23 protein-coding genes are annotated in these 25,278 nt (G+C 54.9%); 20 read left to right on the top strand and 3 right to left on the bottom strand.

What is annotated here, in order from left to right; genetic code table 11:
- Positions 1-493 precede the first annotated feature (493 nt).
- The 19 genes from mraZ (at position 494) to mutT (ending at position 22,342) form a co-directional block, all read left to right on the top strand.
- Entirely contained in the window at positions 494-952 is a 459-nt protein-coding gene (mraZ, locus tag OGW13_RS07320) for a division/cell wall cluster transcriptional repressor MraZ (RefSeq protein WP_044255498.1), read from the top strand.
- 1 nt (position 953) lies between these two features.
- On the top strand, positions 954-1,895 hold the full coding sequence (gene rsmH / locus OGW13_RS07315; RefSeq protein ID WP_044255494.1) for a 16S rRNA (cytosine(1402)-N(4))-methyltransferase RsmH: 942 nt from the start codon (positions 954-956) through the stop codon (positions 1,893-1,895).
- Entirely contained in the window at positions 1,892-2,257 is a 366-nt protein-coding gene (ftsL, locus tag OGW13_RS07310; RefSeq protein WP_287115844.1) for a cell division protein FtsL, read from the top strand. The genes rsmH and ftsL overlap by 4 nt, the downstream gene beginning before the upstream one ends.
- A 15-nt stretch (positions 2,258-2,272) precedes the next feature.
- The gene (ftsI, locus tag OGW13_RS07305; RefSeq protein ID WP_042997941.1) at positions 2,273-4,039 is read left to right on the top strand and encodes a peptidoglycan glycosyltransferase FtsI; all 1,767 of its coding nucleotides are present in this window, start codon (positions 2,273-2,275) and stop codon (positions 4,037-4,039) included.
- On the top strand, positions 4,026-5,513 hold the full coding sequence (gene murE / locus OGW13_RS07300) for a UDP-N-acetylmuramoyl-L-alanyl-D-glutamate--2,6-diaminopimelate ligase (RefSeq protein ID WP_109739876.1): 1,488 nt from the start codon (positions 4,026-4,028) through the stop codon (positions 5,511-5,513). Before ftsI ends, murE begins: the two co-directional genes overlap by 14 nt.
- A complete protein-coding gene (gene murF / locus OGW13_RS07295; protein WP_287115843.1) occupies positions 5,510-6,868 on the top strand; it encodes a UDP-N-acetylmuramoyl-tripeptide--D-alanyl-D-alanine ligase in 1,359 nt (452 codons plus the stop codon). Before murE ends, murF begins: the two co-directional genes overlap by 4 nt.
- On the top strand, positions 6,862-7,944 hold the full coding sequence (gene mraY / locus OGW13_RS07290; RefSeq protein WP_042997938.1) for a phospho-N-acetylmuramoyl-pentapeptide-transferase: 1,083 nt from the start codon (positions 6,862-6,864) through the stop codon (positions 7,942-7,944). Before murF ends, mraY begins: the two co-directional genes overlap by 7 nt.
- A 2-nt stretch (positions 7,945-7,946) precedes the next feature.
- A complete protein-coding gene (murD, locus tag OGW13_RS07285) occupies positions 7,947-9,263 on the top strand; it encodes a UDP-N-acetylmuramoyl-L-alanine--D-glutamate ligase (RefSeq protein WP_042997937.1) in 1,317 nt (438 codons plus the stop codon).
- Positions 9,263-10,507: a cell division protein FtsW gene (ftsW, locus tag OGW13_RS07280; protein ID WP_042997936.1), complete on the top strand. Its 1,245-nt coding sequence runs from the start codon at positions 9,263-9,265 to the stop codon at positions 10,505-10,507. The genes murD and ftsW overlap by 1 nt, the downstream gene beginning before the upstream one ends.
- Complete coding sequence (murG, locus tag OGW13_RS07275) at positions 10,504-11,571, top strand: undecaprenyldiphospho-muramoylpentapeptide beta-N-acetylglucosaminyltransferase (protein WP_044255477.1); 1,068 nt, start codon at positions 10,504-10,506, stop codon at positions 11,569-11,571. The genes ftsW and murG overlap by 4 nt, the downstream gene beginning before the upstream one ends.
- Positions 11,572-11,623: 52 nt before the next feature.
- On the top strand, positions 11,624-13,099 hold the full coding sequence (murC, locus tag OGW13_RS07270; protein ID WP_044255474.1) for a UDP-N-acetylmuramate--L-alanine ligase: 1,476 nt from the start codon (positions 11,624-11,626) through the stop codon (positions 13,097-13,099).
- Positions 13,092-14,012, top strand: coding sequence for a D-alanine--D-alanine ligase (locus OGW13_RS07265; RefSeq protein WP_042997933.1), 921 nt, complete (start codon positions 13,092-13,094; stop codon positions 14,010-14,012). Before murC ends, OGW13_RS07265 begins: the two co-directional genes overlap by 8 nt.
- 1 nt (position 14,013) lies before the next feature.
- Positions 14,014-14,844: a cell division protein FtsQ gene (ftsQ, locus tag OGW13_RS07260; protein ID WP_042997932.1), complete on the top strand. Its 831-nt coding sequence runs from the start codon at positions 14,014-14,016 to the stop codon at positions 14,842-14,844.
- The gene (ftsA, locus tag OGW13_RS07255; RefSeq protein ID WP_003018755.1) at positions 14,841-16,103 is read left to right on the top strand and encodes a cell division protein FtsA; all 1,263 of its coding nucleotides are present in this window, start codon (positions 14,841-14,843) and stop codon (positions 16,101-16,103) included. Before ftsQ ends, ftsA begins: the two co-directional genes overlap by 4 nt.
- A 61-nt stretch (positions 16,104-16,164) precedes the next feature.
- The gene (ftsZ, locus tag OGW13_RS07250) at positions 16,165-17,316 is read left to right on the top strand and encodes a cell division protein FtsZ (RefSeq protein WP_004857884.1); all 1,152 of its coding nucleotides are present in this window, start codon (positions 16,165-16,167) and stop codon (positions 17,314-17,316) included.
- A 100-nt stretch (positions 17,317-17,416) separates the two neighbouring features.
- On the top strand, positions 17,417-18,334 hold the full coding sequence (gene lpxC, locus OGW13_RS07245) for a UDP-3-O-acyl-N-acetylglucosamine deacetylase (RefSeq protein WP_000595473.1): 918 nt from the start codon (positions 17,417-17,419) through the stop codon (positions 18,332-18,334).
- A gap of 276 nt (positions 18,335-18,610) precedes the next feature.
- Positions 18,611-19,117 (top strand): secA translation cis-regulator SecM, encoded by a 507-nt coding sequence (secM, locus tag OGW13_RS07240; RefSeq protein ID WP_042997930.1) that lies wholly within the window; start codon positions 18,611-18,613, stop codon positions 19,115-19,117.
- Between the two features lie 63 nt (positions 19,118-19,180).
- A complete protein-coding gene (secA, locus tag OGW13_RS07235; protein WP_042997929.1) occupies positions 19,181-21,886 on the top strand; it encodes a preprotein translocase subunit SecA in 2,706 nt (901 codons plus the stop codon).
- A 63-nt stretch (positions 21,887-21,949) separates the two neighbouring features.
- Positions 21,950-22,342, top strand: a complete 393-nt coding sequence (mutT, locus tag OGW13_RS07230) for an 8-oxo-dGTP diphosphatase MutT (RefSeq protein WP_287115842.1) — start codon at positions 21,950-21,952, stop codon at positions 22,340-22,342.
- Between the two features lie 59 nt (positions 22,343-22,401).
- Here mutT and yacG read toward each other — a convergent pair whose 3' ends face one another.
- From yacG to coaE, 3 genes are read right to left on the bottom strand one after another with little or no spacing between them, the layout of a single operon-like run.
- Positions 22,402-22,596: a DNA gyrase inhibitor YacG gene (gene yacG / locus OGW13_RS07225; RefSeq protein ID WP_042997927.1), complete on the bottom strand. Its 195-nt coding sequence runs from the start codon at positions 22,594-22,596 to the stop codon at positions 22,402-22,404.
- A gap of 9 nt (positions 22,597-22,605) precedes the next feature.
- Entirely contained in the window at positions 22,606-23,349 is a 744-nt protein-coding gene (gene zapD / locus OGW13_RS07220; protein ID WP_042997926.1) for a cell division protein ZapD, read from the bottom strand.
- On the bottom strand, positions 23,349-23,969 hold the full coding sequence (coaE, locus tag OGW13_RS07215; protein WP_044255456.1) for a dephospho-CoA kinase: 621 nt from the start codon (positions 23,967-23,969) through the stop codon (positions 23,349-23,351). The genes zapD and coaE overlap by 1 nt, the downstream gene beginning before the upstream one ends.
- Before the next feature lie 225 nt (positions 23,970-24,194).
- Between coaE and OGW13_RS07210 the strand changes: the two genes are divergently transcribed.
- A complete protein-coding gene (locus OGW13_RS07210) occupies positions 24,195-25,238 on the top strand; it encodes a GMP reductase (RefSeq protein ID WP_044328828.1) in 1,044 nt (347 codons plus the stop codon).
- The last annotated feature ends 40 nt before the right edge of the window (positions 25,239-25,278 follow it).

Below are 25,278 nucleotides of genomic sequence, written 5' to 3'. Positions count from 1 at the left end.
AATAATCCGTATTTAAACGAAACAGAGGCGGTTTCAGGTTATTGAGACGTAACGGCAGGTTAGATATGTATTATTTTGTTACATGCTTGTCGTGAATTGCCGAATTAACAAACACTTTTTGTCGCCCCAGCACGAATGTCTCGGCGGGCTTGTTGGTGCGCGGTGTTTGCAGCCATAAACAGGGACTGTATTCATGATGCAATATGTCCTAAAATGCCGCTCGCGTCGCAAACTGACACTTTATATTCCCTCCTGAGAATAATTGTTCGTTTTAAAGCGGTGATGAGTTTTGGGATTTTTTCTTACAAATATTCATGACGTTAATTTGCTTCGTTCGTTGGACAGAATTTAATCAACGCTGATATTAGCCGTAAACATTGGGTTTTTTACTCAGGTAAGCGTTGTGACTCGCTTGACAAGCTTTTCCTCCGCTCCGTAAACTCCTTTGAGTGGGAATTTGTGGGGCAAAGTGGTAATGAGGGGGGAGACTGGCATGTTCCGGGGAGCAACGTTAGTCAATCTCGACAGTAAAGGGCGCTTATCTGTGCCTACCCGTTACCGGGATCAACTGATCGAGAGTGCTACCGGTCAAATGGTTTGTACCATTGACATCCATCACCCGTGCCTGCTGCTTTACCCCCTGCCTGAATGGGAAATTATCGAGCAAAAATTATCGCGTCTGTCGAGCATGAACCCGGTAGAACGCCGTGTGCAGCGTTTACTGTTGGGGCATGCCAGTGAATGTCAGATGGACAGTGCCGGGCGATTGTTGGTGGCGCCTGTCCTGCGGCAACATGCCGGGCTGACAAAAGAAGTGATGCTGGTTGGACAGTTCAATAAGTTTGAACTGTGGGATGAAACGACCTGGTATCAACAGGTCAAGGAAGATATCGACGCTGAGCAGAGTGCGACCGGGACGTTGTCGGAGCGCCTGCAGGACTTGTCTCTATAAGATGATGGAAAATTTTAAACACACCACGGTGCTGCTGGACGAGGCCGTAAACGGTCTCAATATTCGTCCTGATGGCATCTACATTGATGGAACATTTGGTCGCGGTGGTCACTCGCGTCTCATTCTCTCGCAGCTTGGCGAAGAGGGACGTCTGCTGGCAATCGATCGCGATCCGCAGGCGATCGCCGTCGCCCAGACCATCAATGATCCTCGCTTCTCCATCATTCATGGACCTTTCTCCGCGCTGGCTGACTATGTTGGCGAGCGCGAACTGACCGGCAAGATCGACGGGATTCTTCTCGATCTTGGCGTCTCTTCACCGCAGCTTGACGACGCTGAGCGCGGTTTTTCTTTCATGCGTGACGGCCCGCTGGATATGCGCATGGATCCCACTCGCGGCCAGTCGGCTGCTGAATGGCTGCAAACCGCAGAAGAAGCCGATATCGCCTGGGTGCTGAAAACCTTTGGCGAAGAGCGTTTTGCCAAACGTATTGCCCGCGCCATCGTTGAGCGCAACCGCGAACAGCCCATGACCCGCACGAAAGAACTGGCGGAAGTGGTCGCGGCGGCAACGCCGGTGAAAGACAAATTCAAACATCCCGCGACCCGTACCTTCCAGGCGGTGCGCATCTGGGTGAACAGTGAACTGGAGGAGATAGAGCAGGCGCTAAAAAGCTCGCTCAGCGTGCTGGCCCCGGGGGGGCGGCTTTCTGTCATCAGTTTCCACTCGCTGGAAGACCGCATTGTGAAACGCTTTATGCGTGAGCAAAGCCGTGGTCCGCAGGTTCCGGCAGGATTACCGATGACGGAAGAGCAGCTCAAAAAACTGGGCGGTCGTGAGCTAAGAGCATTAGGCAAGTTGATGCCGGGTGAAGAAGAGGTTGCAGAGAATCCTCGTGCCCGTAGTTCAGTTCTGCGTATTGCAGAGAGGACGAACGCATGAACAGCAGAGTGACAGAGGCCCTCAGCAAAGTTAAGGGATCGATTGGAAGCAACGAGCGCCATGCTTTGCCTGGCGTGATCGGTGACGATCTTTTGCGATTTGGGAAGCTGCCACTCTGCCTGTTCATTTGCATCATTGTGACGGCGGTGACGGTGGTAACAACCGCGCACCACACACGATTACTGACTGCGCAACGCGAACAACTGGTTCTGGAGCGCGATGCGCTGGATATCGAGTGGCGCAACCTGATTCTTGAGGAGAATGCCCTCGGCGATCATAGCCGGGTTGAACGGATCGCAACGGAGAAGCTGCAAATGCAGCATGTTGATCCCTCACAAGAAAATATCGTAGTGCAAAAATAAGGAAAAACGCGACGCATGAAAGCAGCGGCAAAAACGCTAAAACCAAAACGTCAGGAAGAACAGGCCAACTTTATCAGTTGGCGTTTTGCGTTGCTGTGCGGCTGCATTTTACTGGCGCTGGGTTTCTTGCTGGGCCGCGTCGCCTGGCTGCAGATTATCGCGCCGGACATGCTGGTCCGTCAGGGCGACATGCGTTCGCTTCGCGTACAGGAAGTGGCAACGTCGCGCGGTATGATCACCGACCGTTCGGGCCGTCCGCTGGCCGTCAGCGTACCGGTGAAAGCTATCTGGGCCGATCCAAAAGAGGTGCATGAAGCCGGGGGCATTACCGTTGGCGACCGCTGGAGAGCGCTCTCCACTGCCCTGAATATTCCCCTCGACCAACTGTCTGCCCGGATCAACGCCAACCCAAAAGGGCGTTTTATCTATCTGGCGCGTCAGTTAAACCCGGATATGGCGGATTACATCAAAAAGCTAAAGCTGCCGGGTATTTATCTGCGCGAAGAGTCCCGTCGTTACTATCCTTCCGGCGAAGTGACCGCTCACCTCATTGGTTTTACCAACGTGGATAGCCAGGGGATTGAAGGCGTTGAGAAGAGTTTTGACAAATGGCTCACCGGTCAACCGGGCGAGCGTATTGTGCGTAAAGACCGCTACGGTCGCGTCATTGAAGATATCTCTTCTACCGACAGCCAGGCGGCGCATAACCTCGCGCTGAGCATTGATGAACGCCTACAGGCGCTGGTGTATCGCGAACTGAACAATGCGGTGGCGTTTAACAAGGCAGAATCCGGGAGCGCGGTGCTGGTTGATGTGAGTACCGGCGAAGTGCTGGCAATGGCGAACAGCCCGTCCTACAACCCGAACAACCTGAGCGGCACGCCAAAAGACGCGATGCGTAACCGTACCATTACCGACGTTTTCGAGCCGGGTTCTACCGTCAAACCGATGGTGGTGATGACCGCGCTCCAGCGCGGCGTGGTGCGGGAAAACAGCGTGCTCAATACCGTTCCCTACCGAATTAATGGCCACGAAATCAAAGACGTGGCGCGCTACAGCGAATTGACCCTGACCGGGGTTTTACAGAAGTCGAGTAACGTCGGTGTTTCTAAGCTGGCGTTAGCGATGCCGTCCTCAGCGTTAGTAGATACTTACTCACGTTTTGGGCTAGGAAAGGCGACCAATTTGGGGTTGGTCGGAGAACGCAGTGGCTTATATCCTCAAAAACAACGGTGGTCTGACATAGAGAGGGCCACCTTCTCTTTCGGCTACGGGCTAATGGTAACCCCGTTACAGTTAGCGCGAGTCTACGCAACGATTGGCAGCTATGGCGTTTATCGTCCGCTGTCGATTACCAAAGTGGATCCCCCGGTTCCCGGCGAGCGCATTTTCCCGGAATCGACCGTACGTACCGTTGTGCACATGATGGAAAGCGTGGCGTTGCCGGGCGGCGGTGGGGTGAAGGCGGCGATTAAAGGTTATCGCATCGCCATTAAAACCGGTACCGCGAAGAAAGTTGGTCCGGATGGCCGCTATATCAACAAATACATTGCTTATACCGCAGGCGTTGCGCCTGCGAGTCAGCCGCGCTTCGCGCTGGTTGTTGTTATCAACGATCCGCAGGCGGGTAAATACTACGGCGGCGCCGTTTCCGCGCCGGTATTCGGTGCCATCATGGGCGGCGTTCTGCGCACCATGAACATCGAACCGGATGCGCTGGCAACGGGCGAAAAAAGTGAATTCGTAATTAATCAAGGCGAGGGAACAGGTGGCAGATCGTAATTTGCGCGACCTTCTTGCTCCGTGGGTATCAGGTTTACCTGCGCGAGAACTGCGAGAGATGACACTCGACAGCCGTGTGGCTGCGGCGGGCGATCTCTTTGTGGCAGTGAAAGGTCATCAGGCGGACGGGCGTCGATATATCCCGCAGGCGATAGCGCAAGGTGTGGCTGCCATTATTGCAGAGGCAAAAGACGAGGCAACCGACGGTGAAGTGCGTGAAATGCACGGCGTACCGGTTATCTATCTCAGCCAGCTTAACGAGCGTTTATCTGCGTTGGCGGGCCGCTTCTATCACGAGCCATCTGAAAACATGCGTCTGGTCGGCGTCACCGGCACGAACGGTAAAACCACCACGACCCAACTGCTGGCGCAGTGGAGCCAACTGCTCGGCGAAACCAGCGCAGTGATGGGCACGGTAGGCAACGGCCTGCTCGGTAAAGTGATCCCAACGGAAAATACCACCGGCTCGGCCGTAGACGTTCAGCAGGTGCTGGCGGGACTGGTCGAGCAGGGCGCGACCTTATGCGCGATGGAAGTCTCTTCCCACGGTCTGGTGCAGCATCGCGTCGCGGCGCTGAAATTTGCCGCCTCGGTGTTTACCAATTTAAGCCGTGACCATCTGGATTATCATGGCGATATGGAGCATTACGAAGCCGCGAAATGGCTACTTTTCTCCACGCACCGTTGTGGGCAGGCAATTATCAACGCGGATGATGAAGTCGGTCGCCGTTGGCTGGCGAAACTGCCGGATGCCGTGGCCGTCTCAATGGAAGATCATATTAACCCTAACTGTCATGGCCGGTGGCTGAAGGCCGTTGAGGTGAATTATCACGACAGCGGCGCGACCATCCGCTTCGCCTCAAGCTGGGGCGAGGGTGAAATTGAAAGCCGTCTGATGGGCGCGTTTAACGTCAGTAATCTGTTGCTGGCGCTGGCCACGCTGCTGGCGCTGGGCTATCTACTGGCTGACTTGTTGAAAACTGCTGCGCGTCTGCAACCCGTTTGCGGGCGTATGGAAGTCTTTAGCGCGCCGGGTAAAACCACCGTGGTTGTCGATTATGCCCATACCCCTGATGCGCTGGAAAAAGCGCTACAGGCGGCGCGTCTGCACTGCACCGGGCAACTCTGGTGCGTCTTTGGCTGCGGCGGCGATCGTGACAAAGGGAAGCGCCCACTGATGGGGGCGATTGCCGAAGAGTTCGCTGATGTTGTGGTCGTAACGGACGACAACCCACGTACTGAAGAGCCGCGCGCCATTATCGACGACATTCTGGCAGGTATGCTGGATGCTGGTCGTGCAAAAGTGATGGAAGGCCGTGCCGAAGCGGTGACCAACGCCATTATGCAGGCGAAAGATAACGATGTCGTGCTGGTGGCAGGTAAAGGGCACGAGGATTACCAGATTGTCGGTACGCAGCGTCTCGACTATTCCGACCGCGTAACTGCGGCGCGCCTGCTGGGGGTGATCGCATGATTCGCGTAACGCTCAGCCAACTCGCCGGTATTCTCGGCGGCGAACTGAAAGGGGGCGATCTGTCCCTTGATGCCGTCACCACCGATACGCGTAAGCTGACGCCGGGCTGCCTGTTTGTGGCGCTCAAAGGCGAACGTTTTGATGCTCACGATTTTGCCGAACAGGCAAAAGAGGGGGGGGCGGGCGCGCTCTTGGTTAGCCGTCCGCTGGCGGTTGATTTGCCACAGGTGATTGTGCAAGACACCCGTCTGGCCTTCGGCGAACTGGCTGCGTGGGTTCGCGCTCAGGTTCCGGCACGCGTGGTGGCGTTAACCGGCTCGTCCGGTAAAACCTCTGTGAAAGAGATGACGGCGGCGATTCTCAGCCAGTGTGGCAATACGCTCTATACCGCAGGCAACCTGAATAACGACATTGGCGTACCGATGACGCTGCTGCGCTTAACCCAGGAATATGACTATGCGGTCATTGAGTTAGGTGCCAACCACCAGGGCGAAATCGCCTGGACCGTCAGCCTGACGCGTCCGGAAGCGGCACTGGTCAACAACCTGGCGGCGGCGCATCTGGAAGGCTTCGGTTCGCTGGCGGGAGTGGCGAAGGCGAAGGGCGAAATTTTTACCGGTCTGCCTGAAAACGGCATTGCCATTATGAATGCCGATAACAATGACTGGTTGAACTGGCAGAACATTATCGGCGATCGAAAAGTCTGGCGTTTTTCACCGAATGCTACCAACAGCGATTTCACTGCCACCAATGTCCATGTGACGTCACATGTCACCGAATTTTTACTGCAAACGCCTGGCGGAAGCATTGATGTACTGCTGCCATTGCCCGGACGTCACAATATCGCCAATGCCCTGGCGGCGGCAGCGTTGTCGATGGCTGTTGGCGCGACGCTGGAGGCGATCAAAACCGGTCTGGCAAATTTAAAAGCGGTACCGGGCCGTCTGTTCCCTGTCCAGTTAGCGGAAAACCAACTGCTGCTTGATGATTCGTATAACGCCAACGTCGGGTCAATGACCGCCGCGGTACAGGTGCTGTCCGAAATGCCGGGTTACCGTGTGCTGATTGTCGGCGATATGGCCGAACTGGGCGCAGAAAGCGAAGCCTGCCACGTGCAGGTCGGTGAGGCGGCGAAAGCGGCAGGCATCGACTGCGTATTGAGTTCAGGGAAACTGAGCAAGGCTATCAGCGATGCGAGTGGCGTCGGCGAACATTTTGCGGATAAAGCCGCGCTGATCGCGCGTCTGCAGACGCTGATTGCAGAGCAACAGATAATTACCATTTTGGTGAAAGGTTCACGTAGTGCCGCCATGGAAGAGGTCGTACGCGCATTACAGGAGAAAGGATCATGCTAGTTTGGCTGGCCGAACATTTGGTCAAATATTATTCCGGCTTTAACGTCTTTTCCTATCTGACGTTTCGCGCCATTGTCAGCCTGCTGACCGCACTGTTCATCTCATTGTGGATGGGCCCGCGCATGATCGCCCGTCTGCAAAAACTCTCCTTCGGTCAGGTTGTACGTAACGATGGTCCGGAGTCCCACTTCAGCAAGCGCGGCACGCCGACGATGGGTGGGATCATGATCCTGACGGCGATCGTTATTTCCGTTCTGCTGTGGGCCTACCCGTCAAACCCGTACGTCTGGTGCGTATTGGTGGTGTTGATTGGTTACGGCATTATCGGCTTCGTCGATGACTACCGCAAAGTGGTCCGCAAAGACACCAAAGGCCTGATTGCGCGCTGGAAATACTTCTGGATGTCGGTCATTGCGCTGGGTGTTGCTTTCGCACTGTACCTCGCCGGGAAAGACACGCCAGCGACAGAGCTGGTGGTGCCGTTCTTCAAAGACGTCATGCCGCAGTTGGGGCTGTTCTACGTTCTGCTGGCGTATTTCGTGATTGTCGGCACCGGTAATGCGGTGAACCTGACTGACGGTCTGGATGGTCTGGCGATTATGCCAACCGTCTTCGTCGCGGGGGGATTCGCGCTGGTGGCGTGGGCGACCGGTAACATGAATTTTGCCAACTATCTGCATATTCCGTACTTACGTCATGCCGGCGAACTGGTAATCGTCTGTACGGCGATTGTCGGCGCGGGCTTAGGATTTCTGTGGTTTAACACCTATCCGGCGCAGGTCTTCATGGGCGACGTCGGATCGCTGGCGCTGGGCGGCGCGCTTGGCATTATCGCCGTGCTGCTGCGTCAGGAGTTCCTGCTGGTGATCATGGGTGGGGTATTTGTCGTGGAGACCTTGTCGGTGATATTGCAGGTCGGTTCCTTCAAGTTGCGCGGGCAGCGTATCTTCCGCATGGCGCCGATTCATCACCACTATGAACTGAAAGGCTGGCCGGAACCGCGCGTGATTGTGCGCTTCTGGATTATTTCGCTGATGCTGGTCCTGATTGGCCTGGCAACGCTGAAGGTACGTTAATCATGGCTGATTACCAGGGTAAAAACGTCGTCATTATCGGTCTGGGATTAACCGGACTCTCTTGCGTGGACTTTTTCCTCGCTCGTGGCGTAACCCCTCGCGTGATGGATACCCGTGCGACACCGCCGGGACTGGATAAGTTACCGGAGGCAGTAGAGCGTCATGTCGGCAGTCTGAACGACGACTGGCTGCTGGCGGCGGATCTGATTGTGGCAAGCCCTGGTATCGCCCTCGCGCATCCGTCACTGAGCGCAGCGGCTGATGCGGGTGTTGAGATTGTTGGCGATATCGAATTGTTTTGCCGTGAAGCGCAGGCACCGATTGTGGCGATCACCGGTTCGAACGGGAAAAGCACCGTCACGACGCTGGTAGGTGAAATGGCGAAAGCGGCAGGTGTGAACGTCGGCGTTGGCGGCAACATTGGCCTGCCCGCCTTGATGCTGCTGGATGCAGAACGCGAACTGTATGTCCTTGAACTCTCCAGCTTCCAGCTGGAAACCACGTTCAGCCTGCAGGCGGCCGCGGCTACTATTCTGAACGTTACTGAAGATCACATGGACCGGTATCCGTTTGGTTTACAACAGTATCGCGCGGCAAAACTGCGCGTTTACGAGAATGCGAAAGTCTGTGTGGTCAATGCCGATGATGCGTTGACGATGCCGATTCGTGGAGCCGATGCGCGCTGTGTGAGCTTTGGCGTCAACATGGGCGATTATCACCTTAACCGTCAGCAGGGCGAGACCTGGCTGCGGGTGAAGGGTGAGAAAGTGCTGAACGTGAAAGAGATGAAGCTTTCCGGCCAGCATAACTACACCAACGCGCTGGCGGCGCTGGCGCTGGCGGATGCGGCAGGTTTACCGCGCGCCAGCAGCCTGAAAGCGCTGACGACGTTCACCGGTCTGGCGCATCGCTTCCAGTTAGCGCTGGATCATAACGGTGTGCGCTGGATTAACGACTCGAAAGCGACCAACGTCGGCAGCACCGAAGCGGCGCTGAACGGCCTGCATGTTGATGGCACGCTGCATCTGTTGCTGGGCGGCGATGGTAAATCGGCGGACTTCTCTTCGCTGAGTCGTTATCTGGAAGGCGATCGCGTGCGGTTGTACTGTTTTGGTCGCGATGGCGCGCAACTGGCGGCGCTGCGCCCGGAAATTGCGGAACAAACCGAGACGATGGAAGAGGCGATGCGCCTGCTGGCGCCGCGCGTGAAGTCAGGCGATATGGTGCTGTTGTCTCCGGCCTGCGCCAGCCTCGATCAGTTTAAGAATTTTGAGCAACGGGGTGATGTCTTTACCCGTCTGGCGAAGGAGCTGGGTTGATGCGTTTATCTCTCCCTCGCCTGAGACTGCCGCGCCTGCCGGGATTTGGCATCCTGGGATGGATCTTTGCGGCGCTTAAAGGCTGGGTGATGGCCTCACGGGACAAAGATTCTGACAGTCTGATCATGTACGATCGCGTGCTGCTATGGCTGACGTTAGGCCTTGCGGCGATCGGTTTCATCATGGTGACGTCGGCATCCATGCCCGTTGGGCAGCGTCTGGCGGGCGATCCGTTTCTGTTTGCCAAGCGTGATGCGCTCTATATTTTTCTGGCATTTTGTCTGGCGATGATCACGCTGCGTCTGCCGATGGAGTTCTGGCAGAAATACAGTACCACGATGCTGATCGCCTCGATCATCATGCTGTTGATCGTGCTGGTGGTAGGGAGTTCGGTGAACGGCGCATCGCGTTGGATTGCATTAGGTCCTCTGCGTATTCAGCCTGCGGAATTTACCAAGCTGTCGCTGTTCTGCTATCTGGCGAACTACCTGGTGCGCAAGGTTGACGAAGTTCGTAATAACCTGCGCGGCTTTTTAAAGCCGATGGGCGTGATTCTGGTACTGGCGATCCTGTTGCTGGCGCAACCTGACCTCGGTACGGTGGTCGTGCTGTTCGTGACCACGCTGGCGATGCTGTTTCTGGCTGGGGCAAAGTTGTGGCAGTTCATTGCCATTATCGGCATGGGGATTTCTGCGGTCGTACTGCTGATTCTCGCCGAACCGTATCGTATTCGCCGCGTAACCTCGTTCTGGAACCCGTGGGAAGATCCGTTTGGTAGCGGATACCAGCTTACCCAGTCACTGATGGCATTCGGTCGCGGTGAAATGTGGGGGCAGGGGCTGGGCAACTCGGTACAGAAACTGGAGTATCTGCCGGAAGCGCATACGGACTTTATCTTCGCCATCATTGGGGAAGAACTGGGTTATATCGGTGTGGTATTGGCGCTTTTAATGGTATTCTTCGTCGCTTTTCGCGCGATGTCGATTGGCCGCAAAGCGCTGGAGATCGACCACCGTTTTTCCGGATTTTTGGCCTGTTCCATCGGTATCTGGTTTAGTTTTCAGGCTCTGGTGAACGTCGGTGCGGCGGCAGGCATGCTGCCAACTAAAGGTCTGACGCTGCCGCTTATCAGCTATGGTGGCTCGAGTTTGCTGATTATGTCGACGGCCATCATGTTTTTGTTGCGAATTGATTATGAAACGCGCCTGGAAAAAGCACAGGCGTTTACACGAGGTTCACGATGAGTGGTCAAGCGAAGCGGTTAATGGTGATGGCGGGCGGTACCGGCGGGCACGTGTTCCCGGGACTGGCGGTCGCGCACCATTTAATGTCCCAGGGCTGGGAAGTTCGCTGGCTGGGTACCGCAGATCGTATGGAAGCGGATTTAGTCCCTAAGCATGGCATCGATATTGACTTCATCCGTATCTCCGGATTGCGCGGAAAAGGCGTGAAAGCGCTGTTGGCCGCCCCTTTGCGTATTTTCAACGCATGGCGTCAGGCGCGCGCAATCATGAAAAGTTTTAACCCCGATGTGGTGCTGGGGATGGGCGGGTATGTTTCCGGTCCCGGCGGTCTGGCCGCGTGGTCACTGGGCATTCCAGTCGTGTTGCACGAGCAAAATGGTATCGCCGGGTTAACGAATAAATGGCTGGCGAGAATTGCTACCAAGGTCATGCAGGCGTTTCCTGGCGCGTTTCCGAATGCGGAAGTGGTCGGGAACCCGGTACGTACAGACGTGCTGGCGCTGCCGTTGCCGCAGGATCGTCTTGCCGGACGCGAAGGTCCGATTCGTGTGCTGGTGGTCGGCGGATCGCAGGGCGCTCGCGTGCTGAACCAGACCCTGCCGCAGGTTGCCGCCAGACTGGGTGATGCGGTGACTATCTGGCATCAGAGCGGGAAAGGCGCGCAGCAGACTGTAGAACAGGCCTATGCCGACGTGGGGCAACCCCAGCATAAGGTAACGGAATTTATTGATGACATGGCGGCCGCCTACGCGTGGGCCGATGTGGTGGTCTGTCGTTCTGGCGCATTGACGGTAAGTGAGATTGCCGCCGCCGGTTTACCGGCGCTGTTTGTGCCGTTTCAACATAAAGACCGACAGCAGTACTGGAATGCGCTGCCGCTGGAAAAAGCGGGCGCAGCCAAAATTCTCGAGCAGCCGCAGTTTACTGTGGATGCCGTCGCCAGCACCCTGTGCGGGTGGTCGCGAGAAAGTTTGTTAACCATGGCAGAACGTGCCCGCGCTGCATCCATTCCGGATGCCACCGAGCGTGTCGCAAATGAAGTGATCCGGGCTGCCCGGGCGTAATTGTAGCGGTGCCTTTTGCATCGCCTGAATTGAGAAGTGAATGGCGTAAAGAATGAATACACAACAACTGGCAAAACTGCGTTCTATCGTGCCCGAAATGCGTCGCGTTCGGCACATCCACTTTGTCGGCATCGGTGGTGCCGGGATGGGCGGTATTGCCGAAGTTCTGGCCAATGAAGGGTATCAGATCAGTGGTTCAGATTTAGCGCCTAACCCGGTGACGCAGCAGTTGACGAACCTGGGAGCAACGATTTATTTCAACCATCGCCCGGAAAACGTGCGAGATGCGAGTGTGGTTGTGGTCTCCAGCGCCATCTCGGCTGATAACCCGGAGATTGTGGCGGCGCATGAAGCGCGCATCCCAGTGATCCGCCGCGCGGAGATGCTGGCGGAGCTGATGCGTTTTCGTCATGGCATCGCGATTGCCGGGACGCACGGTAAAACGACCACCACCGCGATGGTCTCCAGTATTTACGCGGAAGCGGGACTGGATCCCACTTTCGTTAACGGCGGTCTGGTGAAAGCGGCAGGCGTGCATGCGCGTCTGGGCCATAGCCGTTACTTAATTGCGGAAGCGGATGAGAGCGACGCGTCATTCCTTCATCTGCAGCCGATGGTGGCGATTGTCACCAACATCGAAGCCGACCACATGGATACCTACCATGGCGATTTCGAAAATTTAAAGCAGACGTTTATTAATTTCCTGCACAACCTGCCGTTTTATGGTCGTGCGGTGATGTGTGTTGACGATCCGGTGATCCGCGAGCTCTTGCCGCGCGTGGGCCGTCAGACCACTACTTATGGCTTTAGCGATGACGCAGACGTTCGCGTCGAAGATTATCAGCAGGTGGGCCCGCAAGGGCACTTCACCCTGCTGCGCCAGGGGATGCAAAACCTGCGCGTCACGTTGAATGCGCCAGGTCGCCATAACGCCCTGAACGCGGCGGCGGCCGTGGCAGTTGCGACGGAAGAAGGTATTGCAGACGATGCGATCCTGCGTGCGTTGGAAAGCTTCCAGGGGACCGGGCGGCGCTTCGACTTCCTCGGTGAGTACCCGCTCGAGCCGGTGAACGGTAAAGCCGGTACGGCAATGCTGGTGGATGATTACGGGCATCACCCGACGGAAGTGGATGCGACCATTAAAGCGGCGCGGGCGGGATGGCCGGACAAAAATCTGGTGATGCTGTTTCAGCCACACCGTTTCACGCGTACGCGTGATCTGTATGACGACTTTGCCAACGTGCTGACCCAGGTTGATGCGTTGCTGATGCTGGATGTCTACGCAGCGGGTGAAGCGCCGATTCCAGGAGCGGACAGCCGTTCGCTGTGCCGCACTATTCGTGGTCGCGGTAAAATCGACCCGATTCTGGTTTCCGATCCGGCGCAGGTCGCAGAAATGCTGGCACCGGTATTAACCGGCAACGATTTGATTCTGGTACAGGGCGCGGGAAATATCGGCAAAATCGCGCGTTCCTTAGCCGAAATCAAACTGAAGCCGCAAATTCAGGAGGACGAACAACATGGCTGATAAAATCGCGGTCCTGCTGGGCGGTACCTCTGCTGAACGTGATGTGTCGCTGAATTCCGGCGCGGCAGTGTTGGCCGGATTACGGGAAGGCGGCGTGGATGCACATCCGGTCGACCCGAAAGAGGTCGACGTGACGCTGCTGAAATCAATGGGCTTTCAGAAAGTCTTTATCGCCCTGCATGGCCGTGGTGGGGAAGACGGAACCTTACAGGGACTGCTGGAGCTGGTTGGTTTGCCTTATACCGGCAGCGGCGTGATGGCATCGGCGATCTCCATGGATAAACTGCGCAGCAAGCTGCTGTGGCAGGGGGCGGGATTACCTGTCGCGCCATGGGTCGCGCTGACGCGATCTCAGTTTGAAAAAGGTCTTGATGAAGAACTGGTTAAGCAAATTTCTGCGCTGGGTTTACCGCTGATTGTGAAGCCCAGCCGTGAAGGATCCAGTGTGGGAATGTCGAAAGTGTCAGAATATGACGCTTTACAGGATGCATTAACGCTGGCATTTCAGCATGATGAAGAAGTTCTGATCGAGAAATGGCTCAGCGGTCCGGAATTTACGGTCGCGATACTGGGTGAAGAAATTTTACCCGCAATTCGTATCCAACCTGCCGGAACCTTCTATGATTATGAGGCGAAGTATCTGTCTGATGAGACACAGTATTTCTGCCCTGCAGGTCTGGAAAGCGAGCAAGAAGATATTTTACAGGCAGTCGTGCTGAAAGCATGGACAACCCTGGGCTGTAAAGGCTGGGGTCGCATTGACGTCATGCTGGATAACGATGGCCAGTTTTATCTGCTGGAAGCGAATACCTCTCCGGGTATGACCAGCCACAGCCTGGTGCCGATGGCGGCGCGTCAGGCGGGGATGAGTTTCTCGCAGTTGGTGGTACGAATTCTGGAGTTGGCGGACTGATATGTCGCAGGCTGCGCTGAACACGCGAAACAGTGATGAAGAGGTTTCTTCCTCACGTCGCAATAATGGAACGCGTCTTGCAGGTATTTTCTTCCTGCTGACGGTGCTGTGTACCGTGCTGGTCAGCGGCTGGGTGGTGTTGGGGTGGATGGAAGATGCACAGCGTTTGCCGCTGTCAAAGCTGGTGTTAACCGGTGAGCGCCATTACACGAAGAATGATGATATTCGCCAGTCGATTCTGGCGCTGGGTGCGCCCGGCACCTTTATGACCCAGGACGTGAATATCATCCAGAGTCAGATCGAACGCTTGCCGTGGATCAAGCAGGCCAGCGTCAGAAAGCAATGGCCCGATGAATTGAAGATTCATCTGGTTGAATATGTGCCGATTGCGCGTTGGAATGATCAGCATATGGTGGACGCCGAAGGAAATGCCTTTAGCGTGCCGGCCGATCGCACCAGCAAGCAGGTTTTACCCATGTTATCTGGCCCCGAAGGCAGCGCGAGTGAAGTGTTGCAGGGGTATCGTGACATGTCGCAGGTGTTGGCGAAGGACCGGTTTACCCTGAAGGAGGCGGCAATGACCGCTCGTCGTTCCTGGCAGTTGACGCTTAATAACGATATTAAGCTCAATCTTGGCAGGGGTGACACGATGAAACGTTTGGCTCGCTTTGTAGAACTGTATCCGGTTTTACAGCAGCAGGCGCAAACCGATGGCAAACGGATTAGCTACGTTGATTTGCGTTATGACTCAGGAGCGGCAGTAGGGTGGGTTCCCTTGCCTCCTGAGGAATCTAATCAGCAACAGAATCAGGTACAGGCAGAACAACAATGATCAAGGCGACGGACAGAAAACTGGTAGTTGGACTGGAGATTGGCACCGCGAAGGTCGCCGCTTTAGTAGGGGAAGTTCTGCCCGACGGTATGGTCAATATCATTGGCGTGGGCAGTTGCCCATCACGGGGGATGGATAAAGGCGGGGTGAACGACCTCGAATCCGTGGTGAAATGCGTACAGCGCGCCATTGACCAGGCAGAACTGATGGCAGATTGCCAAATCTCCTCGGTCTATCTGGCGCTTTCGGGCAAACACATTAGCTGTCAGAATGAAATCGGCATGGTGCCGATTTCGGAAGAAGAAGTGACGCAGGAAGACGTGGAAAACGTCGTGCATACCGCGAAATCAGTGCGCGTTCGCGATGAGCACCGTGTGTTGCATGTCATCCCGCAGGAATATGCGATTGACTATCAGGAAGGGATTAAAAACCCGGTCGGTCTTTCCGGTGTTCGTATGCAGGCAAAAGTGCATTTGATCACCTGCCACAACGATATGGCGAAGAACATTGTTAAAGCTGTGGAACGTTGTGGCCTGAAAGTTGACCAACTGATATTCGCCGGACTGGCGGCCAGTTATTCCGTCTTGACGGAAGATGAACGTGAACTGGGCGTCTGCGTCGTCGATATTGGTGGTGGTACAATGGACATCGCCGTTTATACTGGCGGGGCGTTGCGCCACACCAAAGTGATCCCCTATGCAGGGAATGTGGTCACCAGCGACATCGCGTATGCCTTCGGTACGCCGCCGAGCGACGCCGAAGCGATTAAAGTTCGCCACGGCTGCGCGCTGGGATCCATCGTCGGGAAAGACGAAAGCGTTGAAGTGCCAAGCGTGGGCGGGCGTCCGCCGCGCAGTCTGCAACGACAGACGCTGGCAGAGGTGATTGAGCCGCGTTATACCGAACTGCTCAACCTGGTCAACGAAGAGATATTGCAATTACAGGAACAGCTTCGCCAGCAGGGTGTGAAACATCATCTGGCGGCGGGGATTGTACTGACCGGTGGCGCGGCGCAAATTGAAGGTCTTGCCGCCTGTGCCCAGCGCGTGTTCCATACGCAAGTGCGTATCGGCGCGCCGCTGAATATTACCGGTCTGACGGATTACGCTCAGGAGCCGTATTACTCAACGGCGGTGGGGCTGCTTCACTACGGGAAAGAGTCCCACTTAAGTGGTGAAGCTGAAGTAGAAAAGCGTGTTACGGCTTCAGTTGGCTCTTGGATTAAACGTCTTAATAGCTGGCTGCGAAAAGAGTTTTAATTTTTTATGAGGCCGGCGAAAATTACGGCCTCAGGCGACAGGCACAACGGAGAGAGAAACTATGTTTGAACCTATGGAACTGACCAACGACGCGGTGATTAAAGTCATCGGCGTCGGTGGCGGCGGCGGTAACGCCGTTGAACACATGGTGCGCGAGCGCATTGAGGGTGTTGAATTCTTCGCGGTAAATACCGACGCTCAGGCGTTGCGCAAGACGGCGGTTGGCCAGACTATTCAGATCGGTAGTGGTATTACCAAAGGTCTGGGAGCGGGTGCGAACCCGGAAGTCGGTCGCAATGCAGCAGACGAAGATCGTGAAGCTCTGCGTGCAGCGCTTGACGGTGCAGACATGGTGTTTATCGCAGCAGGCATGGGCGGCGGTACCGGTACCGGTGCAGCGCCAGTGGTTGCTGAAGTAGCTAAAGATTTAGGGATCCTGACCGTTGCAGTCGTGACCAAGCCTTTCAATTTTGAAGGCAAAAAGCGTATGGCTTTCGCGGAGCAGGGGATCACTGAGCTGTCCAAGCATGTGGACTCGCTGATCACCATCCCGAACGACAAACTGCTGAAAGTGCTGGGTCGTGGTATCTCCCTGCTCGACGCGTTTGGCGCGGCGAACGACGTGCTGAAAGGCGCTGTTCAGGGCATCGCGGAACTGATTACCCGTCCGGGCCTGATGAACGTCGACTTTGCTGACGTGCGCACCGTGATGTCCGAAATGGGCTACGCAATGATGGGCTCTGGTGTGGCGAGCGGTGAAGACCGTGCAGAAGAAGCTGCTGAAATGGCGATCTCTTCTCCGCTGCTGGAAGATATCGATCTGTCTGGCGCGCGTGGCGTACTGGTCAACATCACGGCGGGCTTCGACCTGCGTCTGGATGAGTTCGAAACCGTGGGTAACACCATCCGTGCCTTTGCATCGGATAACGCGACCGTGGTGATTGGTACCTCTCTGGACCCGGATATGAACGACGAGTTGCGCGTGACCGTTGTTGCTACCGGTATCGGTATGGACAAGCGTCCTGAAATCACCCTGGTCACCAATAAACAGGTGCAGCAGCCGGTGATGGATCGTTACCAGCAGCATGGGATGGCGCCGTTGACGCAAGAGCAGAAACCGGTCGCGAAAGTGGTGAACGATAATACGCCGCAAACCGCGAAAGAGCCGGATTATCTGGATATCCCTGCGTTCCTGCGCAAGCAAGCCGATTAAGAATTGGCTGGAATTTGGGATTCGAGGCTCTTTGTGCTAAACTGGCCCACCGAATGTATAGTACACTTCGGTTGGATAGGTAATTTGGCGAGATTATACGATGATCAAACAAAGGACACTTAAACGTATCGTTCAGGCGACTGGTGTCGGTTTACATACCGGCAAGAAAGTCACCCTGACATTACGCCCTGCGCCGGCCAACACCGGGGTCATCTATCGTCGCACCGACTTGAATCCACCGGTAGATTTCCCGGCCGATGCCAAATCTGTGCGTGATACCATGCTCTGTACATGTCTGGTTAATGAGCATGATGTACGGATTTCAACCGTTGAGCACCTTAACGCTGCTCTGGCGGGTTTGGGTATCGATAACATTGTTATCGAAGTCGATGCTCCGGAAATCCCGATCATGGATGGCAGTGCTGCTCCGTTCGTCTACCTGCTGCTTGATGCCGGTATTGAAGAACTGAACAGTGCCAAGAAATTTGTTCGCATCAAAGAGACCGTTCGGGTCGAAGATGGCGACAAGTGGGCTGAGTTCAGACCGTACAATGGTTTTACGTTGGATTTCACCATCGACTTTAACCATCCGGCGATCGACTCCAGCACTCAGCGCTATGCGATGAATTTCTCTGCTGATGCGTTCATGCGCCAGATCAGCCGCGCGCGTACTTTCGGTTTCATGCGTGATATCGAATATCTGCAGTCCCGTGGCTTGTGCCTGGGCGGCAGCTTCGATTGTGCCATCGTTGTTGACGATTATCGCGTACTGAACGAAGACGGCCTGCGTTTTGAAGATGAATTCGTTCGTCACAAAATGCTCGACGCCATTGGCGACCTGTTCATGTGTGGTCACAACATTATCGGTGCATTTACCGCGTACAAATCCGGACATGCGCTGAATAACAAACTGCTACAGGCTGTTCTGGCAAAACAGGAAGCCTGGGAATATGTGACCTTCCAGGACGACGCAGAACTGCCGCTGGCTTTCAAAGCGCCTTCGACCGTACTGGCATAACGACACAGGTTGTCGCATAAATTCGACTGGTTAATCTGGCACTCTCTCCGGCCAGGTAAGCCAGTCGTTTTTTTTGACATTTTCTTCCCTGCCTGTTGGCAAAAGTGCCTTTCGGTTGTGTTCTTTCGCGTACTGAATCGCGATGCCGTGCGAACGCTGCTTTCTTAAGCACTTTTGCCTGTAACTTCTCATCAATACTGCTGTAGTGCCTGCGCATTAATGATAAGATTTGTGCGCAAAAAACGTTTTGAATAACACGATTGGGATGGCAATAACGTGAGTGGAATACTGACGCGCTGGCGACAGTTAGGTAGACGCTACTTCTGGCCGCATCTCTTATTTGGGATGGTCGCGGCGAGTTTTGGCTTGCCCGCGCTCGGAAATACCGTTGAGCCAACAACGCCGGCAAAGGCGACAGCCAGTAGCCATGAACAGCGCGTTAGAGTTAATTTCAGCCAACTGGCGTTGCTGGAAGCGAGCAATCGTCGGCCCAATTTCACCGTCGATTACTGGCATCAGCATGCTATTCGTACGGTCATCCGTCATCTTTCCTTCGCAATGGCACCGCAGGCGCTGCCCGTTGCTGAAGAACCGTTACCGCTTCAGGCACACCATTTAGCCTTACTGAACACGCTCAGCGCGATGCTGACGCAGGAAGGTACGCCTCCGGCAAGTGTGTCGCGCGTAACGTATGCTCATTTTACGCCTCAGGCCGTATTCACCGTTCCCGCCTGGATCAGCCAGGCGCAGGGGATCCGTGCCGGCCCTCAACGCCTCAGCTAAAAAAACCAATAAACTTCAATACATTATTATGACCCCACATCGCGGGGCGTTTGAGATTTCAATATGCTAATCAAATTATTAACGAAAGTATTCGGTAGCCGTAACGATCGTACGTTACGTCGTATGCGTAAAGCGGTTGCAGTGATCAATGCCATGGAACCGGAGATGGAAAAACTCTCCGATGACGAACTGAAAGCGAAAACCGGTGAATTCCGTGCGCGTCTGGAAAAAGGCGAAAGCGTGGAGAGTCTGATCCCGGAAGCGTTTGCTGTCGTACGTGAAGCCAGTAAGCGCGTTTTCGGCATGCGTCACTTCGACGTTCAGTTGCTCGGTGGGATGGTCCTTAACGATCGCTGCATCGCGGAAATGCGTACCGGTGAAGGTAAAACCCTGACTGCAACGCTGCCAGCTTACCTGAACGCACTAAGCGGCAAAGGTGTTCACGTGGTTACCGTGAACGACTATCTGGCGCAGCGTGACGCCGAAAACAACCGTCCGCTGTTCGAATTCCTCGGTATGACCGTCGGGATCAACCTGCCGGGTATGCCTGCGCCAGCCAAGCGCGAAGCCTACGCCGCCGACATTACTTATGGCACCAATAACGAATATGGCTTTGACTACCTGCGTGACAACATGGCGTTCAGCCCTGAAGAACGCGTACAGCGTAAACTGCACTATGCGCTGGTGGATGAGGTCGACTCCATCCTCATCGATGAGGCGCGTACGCCGCTGATCATTTCCGGCCCGGCTGAAGACAGCTCGGAAATGTACAAGAAAGTGAACAAAATCATCCCGCACCTGATTCGTCAGGAAAAAGAAGATTCTGACAGCTTCCAGGGTGAAGGTCACTTCTCTGTGGATGAAAAAGCGCGCCAGGTTAACCTGACTGAACGTGGTCTGGTACTGATTGAAGAACTGCTGGTGAAAGAAGGCATCATGGATGAAGGCGAGTCTCTGTACTCTCCGGGCAACATTATGCTGATGCACCACGTGACCGCAGCGCTGCGCGCGCACGCGCTGTTCACCCGCGACGTTGACTACATCGTAAAAGACGGCGAAGTCATCATCGTTGACGAACACACCGGTCGTACTATGCAGGGCCGTCGCTGGTCTGATGGTCTGCACCAGGCTGTTGAAGCGAAAGAGGGCGTGGATATCCAGAACGAGAACCAGACGCTGGCCTCGATCACCTTCCAGAACTACTTCCGTCTGTATGAAAAACTGGCCGGTATGACCGGTACGGCAGATACTGAAGCGTTCGAATTTAGCTCAATCTATAAACTGGATACCGTAGTGGTGCCGACCAACCGTCCGATGATCCGTAAAGATATGCCGGATCTGGTCTACATGACCGAAGCGGAAAAAATTCAGGCCATTATTGAAGATATTAAAGAGCGTACCGCCAATGGTCAGCCGGTACTGGTGGGGACTATCTCCATTGAGAAATCCGAAGTGGTTTCTAACGAACTGACCAAAGCGGGCATCAAGCACAACGTTCTGAACGCAAAATTCCACGCCAACGAAGCGGCCATCGTCGCGCAGGCGGGCTATCCGGCGGCGGTAACCATCGCCACCAACATGGCTGGTCGTGGTACCGATATTGTGCTGGGCGGTAGCTGGCAGGCTGAAGTGGCCGCGCTGGAAAACCCAACGCCAGAACAGATTGCACAGATTAAAGCCGACTGGCAGGTTCGCCACGAAGCGGTGCTGGCGTCCGGTGGTCTGCACATCATCGGTACTGAGCGTCATGAATCTCGCCGTATCGATAACCAGTTGCGTGGTCGTTCCGGTCGTCAGGGTGATGCGGGTTCTTCGCGTTTCTACCTGTCAATGGAAGATGCGTTGATGCGTATTTTTGCCTCTGACCGCGTGTCCGGCATGATGCGTAAACTGGGGATGAAACCGGGCGAGGCCATTGAGCACCCGTGGGTCACCAAAGCGATTGCTAACGCGCAGCGTAAAGTGGAAAGCCGCAACTTCGATATTCGTAAGCAACTGCTGGAATACGATGATGTTGCCAACGATCAGCGTCGTGCGATCTATACCCAGCGTAACGAACTGTTGGATGTAAGCGACGTTAGTGAAACTATCAACAGCATTCGTGAAGACGTGTTCAAAGCCACGATTGATGCTTACATTCCGCCGCAGTCTCTGGAAGAAATGTGGGATATCCCGGGTCTGCAGGAACGCCTGAAAAATGACTTCGATCTGGAGATGCCGATCGCAGAATGGCTGGATAAAGAACCAGAACTGCATGAAGAGACACTGCGTGAGCGTATTCTGGCGCAGGCCATCGACGTGTATCAGCGCAAAGAAGAAGTGGTTGGCGCAGAGATGATGCGTCACTTCGAAAAAGGCGTCATGCTGCAAACGCTTGATTCCCTGTGGAAAGAGCACCTGGCGGCGATGGATTACCTGCGTCAGGGCATACATCTGCGTGGCTATGCGCAGAAAGATCCGAAGCAGGAATATAAGCGCGAATCCTTCTCGATGTTTGCCTCTATGCTGGAATCACTGAAATACGAAGTGATCAGTACGCTGAGCAAAGTTCAGGTTCGCATGCCGGAAGAAGTTGAAGCCATGGAGCAGCAGCGTCGTGAAGAGGCGGAGCGTTTAGCGCAGATGCAACAGCTCAGCCATCAGGACGACGACAGCGCTGCGGCGGCCGATCTGGCGGCACAAACGGGCGAGCGTAAAGTAGGTCGTAACGATCCGTGCCCGTGTGGTTCTGGTAAAAAATACAAACAGTGCCACGGCCGTCTGAGCTAAGATCTGCATAATAACGATGTCTGAAGGCGCAGGAAACTGCGCCTTTTTTATGGGTACGACAATATGAAAAAACTGAACATCGCGGTCGGGATTATTCGTAATCCGTATAACGAAATCTTTATCACCCAGCGTGCGGCCGACGCGCATATGGCGAATAAACTGGAATTTCCAGGCGGAAAGATTGAGGCGGGAGAGACGCCGGAGCAGGCGCTGAGCCGCGAGCTACAGGAAGAGGTGGGCATTACGCCGGTAGGTGCCACGCTTTTCGAGAAGCTGGAGTATCAGTTTCCGGACAGGCATATCACGCTGTGGTTCTGGCTGGTGGGAAGCTGGAAAGGTGAACCGTGGGGAAAAGAGGGGCAGCCTGGAAAATGGATTGCCGCCGGGATGTTGCAGGCGGAGGATTTCCCTCCGGCGAATGCGCCCGTGATTGCGAAGTTAAAACAAAACCTGTAGGCCGGATGAGGCGACGCCGACGCGCGGTGGGGGCGTATGATCCCCCAGACCGTCTCTGTTTACTCTTTCGTTTCGCTCCAGTCGTCGCTGTCGGAAAGATCGCTGCTGCTGGCAATGCGTTTCTCTTCAGCGGCCCATTCACCTAAATCGATCAACTGACAACGTTTGGAACAAAACGGACGGAATGGACTGACTTCACCCCATACAACCGTTTTGCCACAGGTGGGGCAATTTACGGTGATCGTCTCAGACATCTTAACTCCTTAACAGCAGGCCAGTTCGAAATCGAGGCGCTCAGGCACCACGCCATTGTCGCTATCGAGCGGCATAAAACGGATCGCAAAACGGCTCTTGTGGCCGGAAATTTGCGGATAAAGCTGTAAACCCAACGGCAACTGCAGGCGCAGTAAGTCTGCGTCTTCCCCGTTGTCCTGATAAAAGCCGTTCAGGCTGGTTTGTTTACGAAACGGTGCCGAGTTACGAATTAAATCAAGGATCAGAGTCAGCGCCTGAGTCAGCGGGTGCAGGCTGGCAAGCCAGCTATCGACCTGCGCATCGCGCTGTGCCTGTGGCATATGCAGCCAGATATGCAGCGTCGGTAAATCAAAGCTGCAACAACCGCCGGGAATACTCAGACGCTGGCGGACCAGGGCAATCAGCCGATCCTCACGTAAAAATTGTCCCATGCGCGGCGCGGAAATCAAAATACTGCCGGCCGTTTTTAACTGCTGGCGCAGAGCATCAATACGGCTCTGGTCGACGCCCGGGACTTCTGTCCATGCCTGAAGTTTACGCTGCTGGCGCTCAAGCTCTTTCAGTAATTCTGTACGCACTTCACCACGTTCGAATACGTCCAACAAATCTCCGGCATTGCGAAAGAAATGCAGAGCATCTGAACTCTCTGCAATCGGTAAGCGTGCAGAGAGTTGTTGAACCAAAAACTCAATGCGCAACCACGTGCGCATCTTCTCATTGAGAGGGTGTTCAAAAAGGACCTGGGTGTGCATTACGGTTTTTCCTGTGAGACAAACTGCGACGCAAGCTGGAGATAACGTGCGTGCAGGCGGGCGACATCCGACATGATGGAATCTGGTGCGCCATTATTATCAATAACATCGTCTGCCACGGCAAGGCGTGCTTCACGCGTCGCCTGAGCAGCGAGAATCTGTTCAACGTGTGCGCGCGTAACGTCATCGCGCTGCATGGTCCGGGCAAGCTGCGTCTCGGGGGTGACATCCACCACGAGCACGCGATTGGCCTGGCGATAAAGGCCGTTTTCAACCAGTAATGGCACCACCCACAGCACATATGCAGACGTCGCCTGTTGCAACTGACGTTGGGTCTCCTGCTGGATGAGCGGATGAAGCAAAGCACCGAGCCAGGCCTTCTCTTGCGGATCAGCAAAAATCCGTTCGCGAAGCAGTCGACGATGCAGCGTGCCGTCTGCGGCAATCAGTTCAGGGCCAAAATGTGCCGCAATCGCATCCAGCGCAGGCTTGCCCGGTTCGACCACCTGGCGGGCAATAATATCGGCGTCAATTATCTGAATTCCGAGGTCAGCAAAGGCATTCGCAACGGTGCTTTTACCACTGCCAATGCCGCCAGTTAAGGCTACTGTATACCTCATAAGCTCGGTTCCCGGGAATTCATTATGATAATCAATTGGTTGAAAGTTGAACGTACACTGGCGATGATGACTCTGGGCGTGCCCGCTATTCGCCAGGTAAATTTATGGGATTGTAGCGTAAAAAAAGAGAATTTCGCAGTCTTGCGCGGCATTGATTAGTGCGTATGATAGCGTCACTGGAGTTGCGCTCTCATACTAATAGCCCTTAACCCCAGGAATCCGCACATGCGTATTGAAGAAGATCTGAAGTTAGGTTTTAAAGACGTTCTTATCCGCCCTAAGCGTTCTACCCTTAAAAGTCGTTCCGATGTTGAGCTGGAACGTCAATTCACCTTTAAACATTCAGGTCAGACCTGGTCCGGCGTACCTATTATTGCTGCCAACATGGATACCGTCGGGACATTTGCGATGGCAACGGCTCTTGCCTCTTTCGATGTGCTGACCGCCGTTCATAAGCATTACACCGTTGAAGACTGGACGGCTTTTGTGAGCACGGCATCAGCCGATGTACTCAAGCACGTCATGGTCTCTACCGGTACGTCCGATGCGGATTTCGAGAAGACCAAACAGATTCTGGCGCTGGATCCGGCACTGAACTTTGTCTGCATCGATGTTGCCAATGGCTACTCCGAACACTTTGTTCAGTTCGTGTCGAAAGCGCGTGAAGCCTGGCCGACCAAAACCATCTGCGCCGGTAATGTGGTCACGGGCGAAATGTGTGAGGAACTGGTTCTGTCTGGCGCGGATATCGTTAAAGTCGGTATTGGTCCGGGCTCTGTCTGCACTACGCGTGTGAAAACCGGTGTTGGTTATCCGCAACTGTCTGCGGTGATCGAGTGTGCTGATGCGGCGCACGGTCTGGGTGGGATGATTGTCAGCGATGGCGGTTGTACCATGCCTGGTGATGTGGCGAAAGCATTCGGTGGCGGCGCTGATTTCGTGATGCTTGGCGGTATGCTGGCTGGCCACGAAGAGAGTGGCGGTAAAATCGTTGAAGAAAACGGCGAAAAATTCATGCTGTTCTACGGCATGAGCTCTGAATCCGCCATGACCCGTCATGTCGGCGGCGTTGCGCAGTATCGCGCTGCGGAAGGGAAAACCGTCAAGCTGCCGCTGCGTGGCCCGGTGGAGAACACCGCGCGTGATATTCTCGGCGGCCTGCGTTCAGCCTGTACCTACGTCGGTGCCTCTCGTTTGAAAGAGCTGACCAAACGTACGACGTTTATCCGGGTTCAGGAACAAGAAAACCGCGTTTTCAATAGCCTGTAACCCTCCCCAGGAACTGGCGCTGCATGGAGCGCCAGTTCTG

Origin of the sequence: Citrobacter sp. Ca225 (assembly GCF_030337175.1) — a bacterium.
Taxonomy (GTDB): Bacteria; Pseudomonadota; Gammaproteobacteria; order Enterobacterales; family Enterobacteriaceae; genus Citrobacter_A; species Citrobacter_A amalonaticus.
Note: the sequence above shows the minus strand (reverse complement) of the source record. Positions and strands in the feature narration are given on the sequence as shown.